Here is a 15659-nt window from a genome sequence, read left to right on the forward strand (position 1 = left end):
GCACGATTAGACGAGGAGGACGAGCACCATGGTGGCAGTGATGCTGATTGATGATCACCCCGTGGTCCGCGCGGGCCTGCGCGCCATTTTGGACAGCTTCGACGACATCGAGGTCGTGGCCGAGGGCGCGGACGGCTCCGCGGTCGATGACTTAGACCCGCAGGTGGAGGTCATCGTCTGCGATATCCAGATGCCCGGCGTGGACGGTATTACAGCCACCCAGCGGGTGGTGGAGCGCGGCGGGCCGCCGGTGCTCATCCTGACCACCTATGACACGGAGGCCGATATCGTCGCCGCCTTGGAGGCCGGCGCCCGCGGTTACCTGTTGAAGGACTCGCCGGAAGAGGAGCTCCACCAGGCGGTGCTGGACACGGCCGCCGGGCGCCGCACGCTGTCCCCGGAGGTCGCCGGGATGCTCGCCGACCGGCTGGGCCGCGGGCAGCAGGCGCTGTCGGCCCGGGAGATTGAGATCTTGCGCGCGCTGGCCACGGGCGTGTCCAACAAGGAGCTGGCCAGCCAGCTGTTTATCTCCGTGGCGACGGTGAAAACGCACCTGATTCACATCTATCAGAAGCTAGGCGTGGACACCCGCACCGCGGCCATCCACCGGGCGCAGGAATTGAAGCTCATCTAATGCTGGACTGTCTCGTTATCGGCGGCGGGCAATCCGGGCTCGCCTGCGGCTACTACCTGCGCAAGCGCGGCCTCGATTTCCGCATCCTCGACGCCGAGCCCGCCCCGGGCGGGGCCTGGCAGCACACCTGGGATTCGCTGCACCTGTTCAGCCCGGCGACGGCCTCGAACCTGCCGGGCATGCCGATGCCCGCCTACCCCGGCTACCCGCCGGCCAGCCACGTGGTGGACTACCTGCGCGCCTACGAAAAGCGCTACGACCTGCCGGTAATCCGCCCGGTCACCGTCACGCGGGTCGACCACCACGGCGAGGGCCACGGGGATAACCACAGTGAGGACGCCAGGGATCATTTCGTGGTGGCCCTCCGCGGCGGCGATGCCCCGACGGTTGCCGCCCGCACCGTCGTGGCCGCGACCGGCACGTGGTCCAGCCCGTTTATCCCTTTTTATCCCGGGCACTTCCGCGGCAAGCAGTGGCATTCGGCGTGGTACCCGGGTGCTTCCCCCTTTGCCGGCGCGCGCGTGGCCGTGGTGGGCGGGGCCAATTCCGGCGCGCAAATTGCTGCGGACCTGCTGGACACTGCGGCCCAAGTGGACTGGTTTACGCACCGGCCGCCGCGCTGGATGCCGGACAACATCGACGGCCGGGATCTCTTCCACCACAGCCGCGCGCGGCTGCTGGCCCAGAAGGAGGGCCGCCCCGATCCGGGTTCGGAGTCTTCCCTCGGCGATATCGTCATGGTCCCGCCGGTCAAGGCGGCGCGCGATGCCGGGCGCCTGGTCGCCCAACCCATCTTCGGACGGCTGGACGAGCTCGACCACGACCACCTAATCTGGTGCACGGGCTTCCGCCCGGCCCTGGGTCCCATCCGGCACCTGGTCGCCGAGGGCAAGGCCCAGGTGCCCGGCCTTTTCCTGGTGGGTTACGGCAGCTGGACCGGCCCCGGCTCGGCCACCATCACGGGGGTCTCGCCGTTTGCTAAGCAGACCGCCGCCGCGGTCGAGAAGATCGTCCGCGCTTAGCCGCGCAGGAAGGTAAAGCCCAAGGCGGCGAGCATCAACGCGGTGACGATGGCGCCTATCAGCGTCAGGCGCCACAACAGGCGGGTCCGGGCCGCGTGGTCGCAACGGGCGAACCAGATGCCGCCGAGTGCTGCGCCGATGGTGTTGAACAGCAGGTCGTCGACGTCGCTGTAGCCGAGGGCGAAGATGTACTGGATGATTTCGATGCTCAGGCTGGTGGCCAGGCCCAATAGCACCGCCCGGCCGGTGCCGCGCGTCAGCGTGTAGAAGGCGGCGCCCACCGGCACGAACAGCAAGATATTGCCGAAGGTATTGGTGTACGGCCCGTACCAGATGGGCGGGGTCTCCCAGCCATCCAGGAATTGCAGATCCAGGCTGCGGATCGCGTGCGCCGAACCGTTAATAAGGCCGGGGATTTCGATCCACGGCTTGGCCAAGGTCACCAGCCCCACCATCGCGAGGATGACAGCGAAGCTGAGGGCCATCCGCCCGCGCCCAGCACGACGCGGCCGAGCGGCGGTGGGCTCGGCAACGGCGAGGCGGTAGTTGGCTGACATGTCCTCTACCGTAGCCACCCGCCCTGCTAATCGGGAGGGGAGACACTGGCAGGAACCTGAGTCCTCCCCGAGGGTGTCGGTTCTAACAATGCAGTTTAGCCGTGGGGCGCATAACATGGCGGACATGACTATTTGGGTAACTCGCAACGATGACGGCTCCGTCCAACACTCGCAGGATTCCGAGCAGAGCTCGGTCAACACCGAAGGTGACGTCGTAGTCGCAGTCAGCCACTCTTCCCTGAACTACAAGGACGCCATGGCCCTTAACGGGGACAAGGGCGTGATGCGCACCAACCCGCTGGTTCCCGGCATCGACGTGGTCGGCACCGTGGAAGAGTCCGACTCGGAGCGCTTCAACCCGGGCGACCAGGTCGTCTGCAACGGCGACGGCCTGGGCGAGTTCCGCCACGGCGGTTACACCGACCGCCAGCGCGTGCGCGCGGAGGCCACCGTCGCCGTCCCGGAGGCCTTCAGCCTGGCGCAGGCCGCGGCCATCGGCACGGCCGGCTACACGGCCGCGCTCTGCGTGAACTCCCTGCTGGACCACGGTCTTTCTCCCGAGGATTCGCCGCGGATCCTGGTCACGGGCGCTACCGGCGGCGTGGGTTCGATTGCGGTCGTACTGCTCAAGCAGCTGGGCTTTTCCGTCACCGCCCTGACCGGCCGCGTGGAAGAACACGGCGACTACCTGCGCCGCCTCGGCGCGGACGAGGTGCTGGACCGCGCAGAGTTTTCGGAGGCCGGCAAGCCGCTGCAAAAGGCCCGGTTTGCCGGCGCGGTGGATACCGCCGGCTCCCACGTCCTGGCCAACGTCTTGGCGCAGGTCACCTGGGGCGGCGTGGTCGCCTCCACGGGCATGGCCGCCAGCCCCAAGCTGGAGACCACCGTGCTGCCGTTCATCCTGCGCAACGTCATCCTGGCCGGCGTGAACTCGGTCGACGCCCCGCTGGATTACCGCCAGCGCGCCTGGGACCTGCTGGCGGACAAGCTGCCGGTCGAGGTCTTCGACAGCCTGACGACGACCATCGGCATCGATAAGGTCGCCGACGCGGGCGAGGCCCTGCTGGCCGGCACCCGCCACGGCCGCACGGTGGTGGAGCTCTAATGGGCGAGGAGGCCATGGCCCAGGTCTATGCCGCCCTGGGTTTCGAATTCGGTGATTTCGACGAGCTGCTGGAGCTCATCCAGGAGGCCCCGGGGCAGCGGACCATCCCGGTCGACGGCTTCGACGCCGCCATGACCTACCAGGATCCCTCCGGCGCGCGCATGACCGCGCTGCAGTACGAGGGCGAATGGGCCACCCTGCCGGGCTTCCGCTCCGACAACACGGTCGACGCGTCCACCTACCGCGTCAGCCCCTACCTGTCGCTGGTGGAGCTACGCCGCGCCGGCGACGGGGAAGTCTTCAACCAGTTCGCCGCCGCCTCGGACGAGGCCTTCGCCCTGCCCGCCGGCAATCCTGCGGGCGGGCGCAAGCTGCGCGCCACCGAGCTACGCATGGCCGCGGCCGGCACCGACTACACGCTGTACGACTCGGTGGAAAGCTGGCGCGAGTCCAAAGACGCCTACGATGCCGCCGAGCCGTCCATGCTCTATTCGCCGTCGACCGAGCGTTTCTACCGCGACTTCCACCCGGGCAATGTCAACCCCTTCGCCCGCCTCGGCGGGGTCATCCGCAGCGCGCAGAAGCGCACCAACCAGCTGACCGGCAACGAATTCGTAGTCGCTACCCTGGCCACCCCGGCGGGCAACCTCCCACTGCTACTGACCGGCGAGGTTCCGGAGGAGGGCCAGGTCTTCTTCGGCGCGGCCTGCATGCTGGCTTCTGCCGGCTTCTGGGAGACCGCCCTGGCTCGCTAAGCCCGCTGTTGTTGCATGAGATCTTGTCCCTTTTCGAAAAACACGAAAACTTAACTGTCTAAGTTTGCGCTTTTCTACAAAAGGAACAAGCTCGATTGAAAATTTTTCCTGCCCTCGCGGGCCAGCCGGCGTCCCCGTAGCCCAGCCGGCCTCCTCGTGGGTCGGCTGGTTAGACGAAGACGATGCCGGTGGCCGGGGTATCCAGGTGGGCGACGGCCGTGGCCTCGGATGTTTCGGTGTCGACGCGGTAGATGGTGCCGGACAGGTCGCTGACCCAGACCGCGGAGCCTGCCGGGTCCAGGGCCAGCCCGATGGCCTCGTGCAGGCCGCGCACCACGACCTCGACCTGGCTCAGATCCGCCAGGGGAGCGCGGTTGAGGGAGTTGCCGTCCGGCTCCGCGCCGCGGTCGGTCCAGTACATATAGTCGCCCACCACGGCCAGATCGATGGGCTCGGGCAGGCCGTCCACCAGGGTGCTTCCCGGATCGACGGCGTCGGCGCCCAGCTGCGTTAGTTCGGCGGCGTGGATGCTGCCGTGGCCGCCCTTCGACGGGCCCTTTTGCGTCCAGTACAGCGTGCCGTCGTGCACGGCCACGCCGACCGGGGTGGTCCGCCAGCTGCCGGCGGGGTCGGTGGCCACTAGCTGCTCCAGCTGGGCAGCGCCCGCCGGGTCAGTCACCCGCCAGACCTTGTGGCCTTCGCGGTCGCCCACGTAGAGCGCGCCGTCGGCGTAAATCAGTTGCTTGCCGGTGGTAAAGCGCGCGTCATCCGTAGCGACGAGGTCTTCGACCGGGCCGGTGGCGGCGGTGCCGTCGAAGGCGACGCGGTGGATGCCGCCGTCCGGGGAGGAATAATCCCCCTCCTGGGTGCCGTTGGGGCGCGGGGTGCCCATCGTGGAGTAGAAGATATATCCTTCGGCCAACGCGATACCGTCGGGCCCACCGCCGGTGCTTTCCACCACCGTGCGCGCGGATCCCGTCGCAGTATCCACGGCCACGATTTCTTCCTTCTGGTGCAGCAAGACGAGCAATTCAGACATACAAACCTCCTTGAACGAGTGGTATGCCTTCCAGTGTAAGCGCGTCTTGGCTAGCGCCCGCGGGCCCGCCGGGAGGCCTAGGCCGACACCGGGCAGATGACCGGGGTCCCGGCGTCATCCAGGATGGTGGACTCGATGCCGTAGACCTCGGCGATGAGCTCCGGCGTGAGCACCTCGGCCGGGGTGCCGTGGGCCAGGGCCTTGCCGCCCTTGATGACCAGCAGGTCGTCGCAGTAGCGAGCGGCCAGGTTCACGTCGTGGATGGCCACGACGGCTTGGCGCGCGCCGTCGGCCACGGTGCCGCGCACCACCTTGAGGAGCTTGATCTGGTGGCGCAGGTCCAGCGCGGAGGTCGGCTCGTCCAGCAACAGGATGTCGGGGTTGCCCACCAAGACCTGCGCGACGCTGACCAGCTGGCGCTGGCCGCCGGACATCTGGGAGACCAGGCGGTCGGCCAGGTAGGTGATGCCGAGCAGCTCAAGGGTGTCGGCGCTGGCCTGGACGGGCTCGACCCCGGGGCGGTGGCTGCGCCGGGCGGTGACCATGAGGCTTTCGAATGCCGTGAGAGAGGCGGTGGACAGGATGTCCTGGGGCACGTAGCCGATAGCCGTGCGGCGCTCTTTCTTGCCCAACTCGGTTTCCCCGCGGGTCAGGTGCACCTGGCCGTCCGCCGGCTGCTTGAGCCCGGCGATGGTGTTGAGCAGCGTGGACTTGCCGGCCGCGTTCGGGCCCAGCAGCCCGGTTACCCGGCCTTCCTTCAGCGGCCCGAAGGACATGCCGTCCAAGATGGTGTGCTTGCCGTAGCGGAAAGTGAGGTTTTCAACCGTGATTGCCATGGTTAGCTCCTTCCCTTCCGCCGCGAGAAGATGAGGAAAACGAAGAAGGGCACGCCCACCAGGGCAGTGATGATGCCGATTGGGATGGCGACGCCGGGCACGATCGAGATGGAGACCGCATAAGCCACGGTCATCAGGACCGCGCCGGAGGCGACCGAGGCGGGCAGGAAGAAGGCCTGGTCCTCACCCACCAGCATGCGGGCGATGTGCGGGCCCACCAGGCCGATGAAGCCGATGATCCCGGCGAAGGCCACGGCCGCGGCGGCCAAGACCGAGGCGACCACCAGGGTCGCAATCCGCAGGGCCTTGACGTTAACGCCCAACGATGCCGCCCGGTCGTCGCCCAGGCGCAGCGCCGTGAGCTTCCACGCGCTGGCGGCCGCGTAGGGGAGGGCCAGGAGCAGGACCACGCCGATGATGCCATTGGAGGTCCAGTTGGCCCGCTGCATGGAGCCCATGGTCCAGAAGACGATCTGTTGCAAAGCTTCCGTGGAGGCGCCGTATTGCATCAGCGACAGCAGGGCCTGGAAGAAGAAGGACAGAGCGATGCCCAGCAAGATCATGACCTCCGCGCTGGCGCCCCGCCAGAGGGATGCCGCGGCCACGACGACGACCGCCAGCAGCGCCGAGACGGAGGTCAGCAGCGCGAGGTTGAACTGCGGGTTGGCCAAGATGGTCCAGCCCATCACGATGGAAAACGCCGCGCCGAAGGCCGCCGCCGCGGAAATGCCCAGGGTGAAAGGCTCGGCCAGGGGGTTATCCAGGATGGTCTGCATGAAGGCCCCGGACAGGCCGAGGGCCGCGCCGACCAGCAGCGCCATGACAGAGGCCGGCAGGCGCAGCTGCCACAGCACCGTGTGCGTGCGTTGATCCACCCCGTCGGAGCCGGTCAGCGCCAGGAAGAGATCGTGGACGCTCAGGTCGATGGGGCCGACGATGGTCGCCACGACGAAGGCGACGAAGGCGAGCAAGAACAGCCCGACGATGGCCACCACCTTCCGGCGCCCCCGCGAGCGGTAGTCCTTGATGGCCAGTTGCTTCAGCCCCGCGTTCTCCTCGCTCGTGACAGGCTGGGCCGGGCGGTGACCAGTTGCGTCTGTTGCTTGCATTAACGCCATCGCAGGTTAGTTGTCCTGGTTCTGGGCGAAGAAGGCGCCCGAGTAGTCGAACGGCAGCCAGTCCTTGTGGAAGTCCTCAAAGTCCTGGGCCGCGTCCATGTCCTGGAACTTCTCCGGGTAGAGCCACTTCGCGAAGGCCTCCAGGGCGAAGACGTTGAACGGGTTGTCGTAGAACTGGTGGTAGACGGCGAAGTACTTGTCGTTCTTCGGGGCTTCCAGCAGGTCCAGGCCCTGGGTCTCCAGCGGGCCGTCCAGGGTCTCCTGCGCCTTTTCCGGGCTGGACTGATAGCCCAGCTGGACGTGGCGCACGTCCGGAGTCTTGTCCGTCTCGTCGGACCACTCACCGCCGGTGACGATGAGGTTCTCCGGCTGCATCTCGATCATCTTCTCGGCGGTCAGGGTGTTGTTCTCGGCCGAGGTGATGTCCTCGCCCAGGTTCTTGGCGTGCAGCGCGTCCAGCAGGGCGCCGAAGTTCTTGTCCGCGGAGACGGAGCAGCAGTCCATCATGCCGGCGGCGGTCCAGACCAGCGCCTCCGGACGGTCCTCGTCCTTAACGTCGGCGATCCGGTCGGTGATTTCCTTGACCTTGCCGTCGTAGAACTCGTTGAACTTCTCGGCGCGCTCGGTCTCACCCAGCAGGTCGCCCAGCAGCTTCACGGAGGTGGTGGTGTTCTCCAGCGGCTTCTGGCGGAAGTCGGTGAAGACGTAGGTGATGCCGGCCTTGTCCAGGTCGTCCAGGAAGCCGGTCTTTTCCGCGCCCTCCTTGTGGTCCAGGGACATGACGACGACGTCCGGGTCCTGCGCCAGCAGGTTTTCCACGGTCACGTCACCCTTGGCGATGTTGCCGATCTCCGGCAGGTCCTTGGCCGCCGGGTTCAGCTCGTACAGCTTTTCTTCGAACTTCGGCGCGGCCTTGGTCAGGTCCGAGCCGAAGGCGACGACGTTTTTGAACGGGTCGTCTTGCAGGATCGAGGTGACGAAGGTGTTGCGGCCTTCCGCCAGGATGATGCGCTCCGGCTGTTCCGCGAATTCGACGGTGCGTCCGGCGGCGTCGTGGACCGTCAGGGCCGCGTTCTCCACCTTCTTGCCGTCTTGGTTTACTTGAGAAGCTCCATTCGAGCCATTCGACCCGGTGGAGCCGTTGTCGGCAGAGTCGCTAGAACAGCCCGCTGCGCCGAAGATCAGCGCAGACGCCGCGACAGCGGCCAGGATTTTCTTCATGATGTGCTGGAACCCTTTCAGAGTAATAAGCATGTAAGCAAGGACAGCTTAACCTTAGTCCTCTGAGGGTGGGCATCAAAATATTTTAGGCGACCCTGCCCTAAACAAGCCCTCCGAGCGGTCCCCGCAGTTCACCCGCGGCGGGATCACCCCACCTCACCGCGGGTTTTCGGGCGGATTACCCCAAAAGGAAGTATCCGCCCGTCTCCCTAGTGGAGACTCCCCGCTACTTCACGACGAGGTTGACCATACGGCCGGGCACGTAGATCTGCTTGACCACGTTCTTGCCGCTAATCAGATCTGCGATCTTCGCGTCGGCGGAGGCGGCGGCCAGAACGGTGTCCTGGTCGGCATCGGCGGCGACGTGGATGCGGGACTTGACCTTGCCGTTGATCTGGACCGGGACCTCGATCTCATCGTCCACCAGGTACTTGTCCTCGTAGGCCGGGAAGGGCTCGAAGGTGATGGTCTCTGCGTGGCCGAAGCGGCGCCAGATCTCCTCCGCGATGTGCGGGGCGACCGGGGAGACCATCTGGGCGATGGGCTCCACGGCCTGCCGCGGCGCGCCGTCCGAGTAGGCCTTGGTCAGGTAGTTGACGTACTCGATCAGCTTGGCCACGACGGTGTTCAGGCGCAGGTTCTCGTAGTCGTCGCGCACGCCCGCGATGGTGCGGTGCAGGGCCTTCAGATCGTCCTCGGTCAGGGCGGCATCGGTAGCCGCCAGCTCACCCGTCTCCTCGTTGACGGCCAGGCGCCACAGGCGCTGCAGGAAGCGCTGCGCACCCACCACGTCCTTGGTCGCCCACGGGCGGGAGGTGTCCAGCGGGCCCATCGACATCTCGTAGACGCGCAGGGTGTCCGCGCCGAAGTCGCGGCAGATGTCATCCGGGGCGACGGCGTTCTTCAGGGACTTGCCCATCTTGCCGTATTCCTGGTTGACCTCTTCGCCGTTGTAGTAGAACTTGCCGTCCTTCTCCTCGACCTCGGTGGCCGGGACGTAAACGCCGCGGGAATCCGTGTAGGCATAGGCCTGGATATAGCCCTGGTTGAACAGGCGGCGGTACGGCTCCTTGGAGCTGACAAAGCCCAAGTCGTAGAGCACCTTGTGCCAGAAACGGGAGTACAACAGGTGCAGCACGGCGTGCTCCACGCCGCCGACGTACAGGTCGACGCCGCCCGGATCGTTGGCGCCGTGCTCCTGCGGGCGCGGGCCGGTCCAGTAACGCTCGTTCTCGAGGTCGCAGAACTGCTCGTCGTTGGTCGGATCCACGTAGCGCAGCTGGTACCAGGAGGACCCGGCCCACTGCGGCATGACGTTGGTGTCGCGGTAGTAAGTCTGCGGGCCGTCGCCCAGGTCCAGCTCGACCTCGACCCACTCGCGGGCCTTGGCCAGCGGCGGCTGCGGCTCCGAGTTGCGATCCTCCGGATCGAAGGAGACCGGCGCGTAGTCCTCTACCTCCGGCAGCTCGACCGGCAGCATGGACTCCGGCAGGGCGTGGGCGTGGCCGTCCGCGTCGTAGACGATCGGGAACGGTTCGCCCCAGTAGCGCTGGCGGGCAAACAGCCAGTCGCGCAGCTTGTACTGGATCTTCTCCGCGCCCTTGCCGGTCTCTTCCAGCCAGGCAATGGTGCGGGCGATGGCGGCCTTCTTGTCCAGGCCGTTGAGATCCAGCCCGGCATCGTTAGCCGAATTGACCAGGGTGCCGTCCTCGGTCCACGCCTCGGTGCTGACGTCGCCGCCGCTAACGACCTCCGTGATCGGCAGGCCGAAGGTCTGCGCGAACTCGTAGTCACGGATGTCGTGGGCCGGGACCGCCATGATGGCGCCGGTGCCGTAGCCCGTCAGGACGTAGTCCGCGATGAAGATCGGGACCTGCTTCCCGGAGACCGGGTTGGTGGCATAGGTACCCAGGAAGACGCCGGTCTTGTCCTTGTTTTCCTGGCGCTCCAGGTCGGACTTCGCGGCGATGTCCTCGCGGTAGGCCTCCACGGCCTCCTTCGGGTCATCGTGGCCGTAGGTCCAGCGCTCATCGATGTCGTCGTCGTAAGGGATGGGGGACAGCAGGTGGTCGACCAGCTCGTGCTCCGGCGCCAGCACCACGTATTCCGCGCCGAACAGGGTGTCCGGGCGGGTGGTGAAGACGGTGATCTCCTGGCCCTCCGCGGTGAAGTTCACGTCCGCGCCGCGGGAGCGGCCGATCCAGTTGCGCTGCATGGACTTGACCTTCTCCGGCCAGTCCAACAGCTCCAAGTCGTCGAGCAGCCGGTCCGAGTACGCGGTAATGCGCATCATCCACTGCTTCAGGTTCTTGCGGAAGACCGGGAAGTTACCGCGCTCGGACTTGCCGTCCGCGGTCACCTCCTCGTTGGCCAGCACGGTGCCCAGGCCCGGGCACCAGTTCACCGTGGAATTCGACAGGTAGACCAGGCGGAACTCGTCCACCGCCTCGGCCTTTTCCGCCGCGGTGAGATCCTCGTAGTAGCGCCCGTCCTTGGTGGTGCGCTTGTTCGCCTCCAGCTCCTGGATCAGCTCCGAAATCGGGCGGGCCTTACCCTGCTCCTCATCGAACCAGGTGTTGTAAATCTGCAGGAAGATCCACTGCGTCCACTTGTAAAACTCCGGATCCGTGGTGGCCACGCTGCGGCGCGGGTCGTGGCCCAGGCCCAGGGCGCCCAGCTGCCGACGCATGTTGTCAATGTTGGCCATCGTGGTCGTCCGCGGGTGCGTGCCCGTCTGGATGGCGTACTGCTCAGCCGGCAGGCCGAAGGCGTCATAACCCAGAGTGTGCAGCACGTTCTTGCCCAGCATGCGGTTGTAGCGGGCGAAGGTGTCCGTAGCGATATAACCCAGCGGGTGGCCCACGTGCAGCCCCGCCCCGGAGGGGTAGGGGAACATGTCCTGCACGTTGAGCTTTTCCGCCGGCAACTCGCCATCCGTAGCCAGGTCGCCGGTCGGGTTCGGCGCGTTAAAAGTGCCATTATCTGCCCAGTACTGCTGCCAGGTCTTCTCAATCTGGTTAGCCAGTTCCGGCGTATAGCGGTGCGCGGTAGTATCCGTGGAATCACTCGGGTTAGTCATAGGCACTTAGTGTAGTCGCCGCAGGTTAGCGGTGTCAGTTTAGGTTAAGCCGTGGCATAGATGGTCTCTTCCTTCTCCACCAGGGTCAGCACGTCGTAGGAAGCGACCAGCTCATCCTCCTGGTTGTAGAGCGCGGCGTCCCAGCGAACCTCGCCGTAGTCATCGGTCACGCGCGGGGTGATCTGCTTGGCGGTCAGCTCGATTCGGATGGAGTCGTCGTAGGTGACCGGGGTGATAAACCGCAGGTTCTCCAGGCCGTAGTTGGCCAGGACCGGGCCCGGGGCCGGCTCGACGAACAGGCCGGCGGCCCAGGAGACCAGCAGGTAGCCGTGGGCGACCCGGCGCGGGAAGAAGGGGTTGGCAGTGGCGGCCTCCTCGTTCGTGTGCGCGTAGAAGGTGTCCCCGGTCGACTCCGCGAAGGCGGTGATGTCCTCCAGGGTGACCTTCCGTAGATCCGAGGCGAACTGGTCACCGATGCGCAGCGTGGCGAGGTCCTTGCGGAACGGGTGGGTGCCCTTCCCGGATTCCACGTCCGCACGGGTGACCCGGTTGACCTGGGCGCCGCGGTGCCACTGGCCCGTGACGGCCGTGAGGTGATCCGGCGTGCCCTGGACGGCGGTGCGCTGCATGAAGTGCTTGATGCCGCGCACGCCGCCGAGCTCCTCGCCGCCGCCCGCGCGACCCGGTCCACCGTGGATGAGGTGGGGCAGGGGAGAGCCGTGGCCCGTGGAGGTCTTCGCGTCGTCGCGGTCCAGGAAGTGCAGGCGGCCGTGGTGGGCCGCGATGCCCCGCCCGTATTGCGTGGCCAGCTCCGGGTCGTGGGTCACGACGGAGGCCACCAGGGAACCCGCACCCAGTGCTGCCAGCTCGACGGCCTCGTCGACGGTCTCGTAGCCCAGGACGGAAACGACCGGGCCGAAGGCCTCAGTGGAGTGCACCGTGGGATTCTTCGCGTCCGCGAACTTCAGGATGGTCGGGGCGAAAAACGCGCCCTCCAGCTTGTCCGCGCCGCCGTAGACCACTTCGCCGCCGGCGTTTTCCAGGGCGCCGACGGCTGCGGCGACGTCGTCGCGCTGCTCCACGGAGACCAGCGGGCCCATGGTGGAGCCTTCCTCGCGGGGGTCACCCACGACGACCTTATCGTCCAAGCGCTGCGACAGCGCGGCGATGAAAGGCTCGACCAGCTGGTGCGGCACAATGGCGCGGCGGATGGCCGTACACTTCTGCCCGGCCTTCGAGGTCATCTCCCCGAAGACGGCCTTGACGTAGGCGGTGAACTCGGGCGAGTCCCCGGTGGCATCCGTGCCGAGGATGGCCGCGTTGAGCGAGTCCGCCTCGGCGCTGAACTGCACCCCGCCCTCGATGACGTTGGCGTGGCTGCGCAGCTTGTGAGCGGTGTCCGCCGAGCCGGTAAACGCCACGTGGTCGCGGTAGTCTAGGTAGTCCAACAGGTCGCGGGCGGAACCGGAGATGAGCTGAATGGATCCTTCCGGCAGCACCCCCGACTCGACCATCAGGCGGACGCAGGCCTGGGTGATGTAACCCGTCGGGGTCGCCGGCTTCACGATGGTCGGCACGCCTGCGATGAAGGCCGGTGCGAATTTCTCCAGCATGCCCCAGACCGGGAAGTTGAAGGCGTTGATCTGCACCGCGATGCCGGGAATGGAGGTGTAGATATGGCAGCCGATGAAGCTGCCGTCGGGGGAGAAGACCTCGGGCTCGCCGTCCGTGACGACCATCGAGTTCGGCATCTCCCGGCGCCCCTTGGAAGAGAAGGTAAACAGCGTAGAAATACCGCCGTCGATGTCGACGAAGTTGTCGCGCTTGTTGGCGCCGGCGGCATGCGCCAGTTCGTTCAGCTCCTTCTTGTGATCCTGCAGGTAGAGCGCCAGCTCTTTAATCTTCAGGGCGCGCTCATGGATGGTAAGTTCCTGCAGCCCGGCGCGGCCGGTGCTGCGGGCGTAGTCAACCGCGGCGGCGATGTCGAGGCCTTCCGCGAAGACCGTGGCGACGAGTTCTCCGGTGGAGGAGTCGCGCACCTCCTTGGCCCCTTCGACATCAGTGGGGGTGACCCACTGACCATTCAGGTAACTCGGGACCACGCCCGGGCTGTGGGTAGTCGCGTCAAAGACAGTGTTGCTGGCGGTAGTCACGGGAGAAAGTATCCTTTCATTAGTTGCCGAACGGTCGGTCAGTATTTGAGAGTAGTATAACCCACATCACAGTGGAAGGAGTCAGGATGGAAAACCAGCCTTGGGGAATCGAGTTGGGCGAGCTGGACAAGAAGATGGGCGTCGAGGTCATCGAACAGTCCCCCGAACGAGTGGTGGCGACCATGCCGGTTAGCGGCAATACCCAGTCCTTCGGGCTCCTACACGGCGGGGCGATGGCCTGCCTCGCAGAGGCCGTAGGTAGCTGGGCCGCGGTCATCCACGCCTCTACCTTGGGAAAAGTGGCCGTCGGCGTGGATCTCAACGCCACCCACCACGCCTCCGGGCGGGAGGGACTGGTCACGGCCACCGCCACGGCCATCCGGCTAGGCCGCACGCTCTGCAGCCACGAAATCGTCATCACGGACGAAGCCGGCACCCGGCTGTGCACCGCCCGCATCACCAACGCCGTAGTGGACAAGCGCTAACACCGTTACCCGGTACCAAGTCGAAGTGCCGTGCGGGCTTATTCGGAGTAATCGTAGAAACCCTTGCCGGCCTTGCGGCCCAGCTCGCCGCGAGCGACCATGTCCCGCATCAGCTGCGGCGGGGCGAAGCGCTCGCCCAGGGTGGACTCCAGGTACTCCGCGATGCCCAGCCGCACGTCGAGACCCACGATGTCGGTCAGCTCCAGCGGGCCGATGGGGAACTTGTAGCCCAGGACCATCGCGTTGTCGATGTCGCGCGGTTCGGCCACGCCCTCCTCAACCATGCGGATGGCTTCCAGGGCAATGGCCACGCCCAGGCGGGAGGAGGCGAAACCCGGCGCGTCCTTGACCACCACTGCCGTCTTGCCCAGGCCTGCGACCCATTCGCGGGACTGGGCGACCAAGACCTCCGGGGTGGACTCGGCGACCACGACCTCGACCAGCTTGGAGGCTGGGACCGGGTTGAAAAAGTGCAGGCCGATGACGTCGTTGTCCACGGTGGCGGCGAGCTCAGTCACGGACAGCGAGGAGGTGTTGGTGGCGATGACCGCCTTCGGAGCGGTCTTCGCGATATTCCCGAAGGCCTCCTGCTTGAGCTCCATGGACTCCGGGACCGCCTCGACCACCAGCTCAAAGCCGGCAAAGTCGCCCACCTCGGTACTGGTGATCAGGCGTTCGGCCCAGGATTCAAAGCTTCCTTCAGCGCCACGGTCAAGGGAGCCGCGGATGGCCTTTTCCACCCGCTCCCGCGCGGCCTGGGCCGCGTCTTCATTGATGTCGACGACGGTGACTTCCGAGCCCGCGGCGAGGAAGGCGTGCGCAATTCCCGCGCCCATCCGGCCGCCACCCAGGACGCCTACTTTGTTCGGGATAGTCATTTACTTGCCCTTCTTCTTGTTCTTCTTGTCGAGGAATGCTTGCATGCGGTCGAACTTGGCGGGGGATTCAAAAAGGACGGCCTGGGCGATGTTGTCCACGGCCGGGTGGGCCGCCGCCGGCATGTCCATGAGCTGCTTGCTTAGGCGCACTGCCAGCGGGTCGAGCGCCGCGATGCGCCCGGCCAAGTCCGCGGCCGCCGCGTCCAGTTCTTCCGGCTCGTGAATTTCCGTGACCAGGTGCAGCGCGTGCGCCTCTTCGCCGCTCAGGATGCGTCCCGCCAGGAGGATTTCCTTGGCCACGGGAGCGCCCACGGTCTCCTTGAGTCGCCAGAGCGCGCCGGCGCCGGCGATGATGCCTAGACCCGCCTCCGGCTGCCCGAACTTGGCGCGCGGGGTGGCCAGCCGGAAATCAGCGGCAAGGGCGAGCTCCAGCCCGCCGCCCAGGGCGAAGCCGTCGATGGCCGCGATGACCGGGGAGGGCAGCTTAGCGATCCGGTCGAAGATGCCGGAGTTGATGCCGCGCAGCGCGTCGGCGCGGCGGCGCTCGCGCAGCTGCGCGATATCCGCCCCGGAGGCGAAGATCCCGCGCGGCCCCTTCGAGGTTTCGGCTATGCAGCCGGTCAGGATGAGAATTTGCGGATCGTTTTCCAGCTGCTGGCACAGCTCGTGAAGCTCCGCGACCATCGTTTCATCGATGGCGTTGCGAACCTCCGGACGGTTTAAGCGGGCGGTGACGAAGCCGTCACCGGGGATGATCTCGAGTGCTTCTGGCATGTC

14 protein-coding genes are annotated in these 15659 nt (G+C 66.3%); 5 read left to right on the forward strand and 9 right to left on the reverse strand.

Annotated features, from left to right (window positions below):
* Positions 1–28 precede the first annotated feature (28 nt).
* Positions 29–634 (forward strand): response regulator, encoded by a 606-nt coding sequence (locus tag ACEE23_RS07435; protein WP_368520703.1) that lies wholly within the window; start codon positions 29–31, stop codon positions 632–634.
* On the forward strand, positions 634–1656 hold the full coding sequence (locus ACEE23_RS07440; protein ID WP_368520702.1) for an FAD-dependent oxidoreductase: 1023 nt from the start codon (positions 634–636) through the stop codon (positions 1654–1656). The genes ACEE23_RS07435 and ACEE23_RS07440 overlap by 1 nt, the downstream gene beginning before the upstream one ends.
* Here the strand turns inward: ACEE23_RS07440 and ACEE23_RS07445 are convergent.
* Positions 1653–2213 (reverse strand): VanZ family protein, encoded by a 561-nt coding sequence (locus tag ACEE23_RS07445; protein WP_368520701.1) that lies wholly within the window; start codon positions 2211–2213, stop codon positions 1653–1655. The two genes, ACEE23_RS07440 and ACEE23_RS07445, sit on opposite strands and share 4 nt — an antisense overlap.
* A gap of 124 nt (positions 2214–2337) precedes the next feature.
* On the opposite strand from ACEE23_RS07445, the gene ACEE23_RS07450 reads away from it, so the two are divergent.
* Positions 2338–3318 carry an MDR family oxidoreductase gene (locus ACEE23_RS07450; protein WP_448871477.1) on the forward strand — a complete coding sequence of 327 codons (981 nt, stop codon included), beginning with the start codon at positions 2338–2340 and terminating at the stop codon, positions 3316–3318.
* Positions 3318–4073 (forward strand): hypothetical protein, encoded by a 756-nt coding sequence (locus ACEE23_RS07455; RefSeq protein ID WP_368520699.1) that lies wholly within the window; start codon positions 3318–3320, stop codon positions 4071–4073. The genes ACEE23_RS07450 and ACEE23_RS07455 overlap by 1 nt, the downstream gene beginning before the upstream one ends.
* 169 nt (positions 4074–4242) lie before the next feature.
* Here the strand turns inward: ACEE23_RS07455 and ACEE23_RS07460 are convergent, their stop codons facing one another.
* The 6 genes from ACEE23_RS07460 to paaZ all read right to left on the reverse strand — a co-directional run bounded on the left by ACEE23_RS07460 (position 4243) and on the right by paaZ (position 13519).
* Complete coding sequence (locus ACEE23_RS07460) at positions 4243–5112, reverse strand: hypothetical protein (RefSeq protein ID WP_368520698.1); 870 nt, start codon at positions 5110–5112, stop codon at positions 4243–4245.
* A 77-nt stretch (positions 5113–5189) separates the two neighbouring features.
* The gene (locus tag ACEE23_RS07465; RefSeq protein ID WP_368520697.1) at positions 5190–5948 is read right to left on the reverse strand and encodes an ABC transporter ATP-binding protein; all 759 of its coding nucleotides are present in this window, start codon (positions 5946–5948) and stop codon (positions 5190–5192) included.
* Positions 5949–5950: 2 nt separating this feature from the next.
* Entirely contained in the window at positions 5951–7057 is a 1107-nt protein-coding gene (locus ACEE23_RS07470; protein WP_368520696.1) for a FecCD family ABC transporter permease, read from the reverse strand.
* Positions 7058–7072: 15 nt separating this feature from the next.
* Complete coding sequence (locus tag ACEE23_RS07475) at positions 7073–8287, reverse strand: ABC transporter substrate-binding protein (protein ID WP_368520695.1); 1215 nt, start codon at positions 8285–8287, stop codon at positions 7073–7075.
* 226 nt (positions 8288–8513) lie between these two features.
* Positions 8514–11366 (reverse strand): leucine--tRNA ligase, encoded by a 2853-nt coding sequence (gene leuS / locus ACEE23_RS07480; protein WP_448871473.1) that lies wholly within the window; start codon positions 11364–11366, stop codon positions 8514–8516.
* 44 nt (positions 11367–11410) lie between these two features.
* Positions 11411–13519, reverse strand: coding sequence for a phenylacetic acid degradation bifunctional protein PaaZ (gene paaZ, locus ACEE23_RS07485; protein ID WP_448871471.1), 2109 nt, complete (start codon positions 13517–13519; stop codon positions 11411–11413).
* Between the two features lie 86 nt (positions 13520–13605).
* Between paaZ and ACEE23_RS07490 the strand changes: the two genes are divergently transcribed.
* The gene (locus ACEE23_RS07490; protein WP_448871469.1) at positions 13606–14004 is read left to right on the forward strand and encodes a PaaI family thioesterase; all 399 of its coding nucleotides are present in this window, start codon (positions 13606–13608) and stop codon (positions 14002–14004) included.
* Between the two features lie 38 nt (positions 14005–14042).
* Here ACEE23_RS07490 and ACEE23_RS07495 read toward each other — a convergent pair whose 3' ends face one another.
* Both ACEE23_RS07495 and ACEE23_RS07500 read right to left on the reverse strand, forming a co-directional pair.
* Entirely contained in the window at positions 14043–14882 is an 840-nt protein-coding gene (locus tag ACEE23_RS07495; protein ID WP_368520691.1) for a 3-hydroxyacyl-CoA dehydrogenase family protein, read from the reverse strand.
* Entirely contained in the window at positions 14883–15656 is a 774-nt protein-coding gene (locus tag ACEE23_RS07500; RefSeq protein WP_368520690.1) for an enoyl-CoA hydratase/isomerase family protein, read from the reverse strand. It abuts the gene before it with no gap.
* Positions 15657–15659 lie beyond the last annotated feature (3 nt).

It is taken from the genome of Corynebacterium sp. 32222D000AT, from assembly GCF_053546955.1.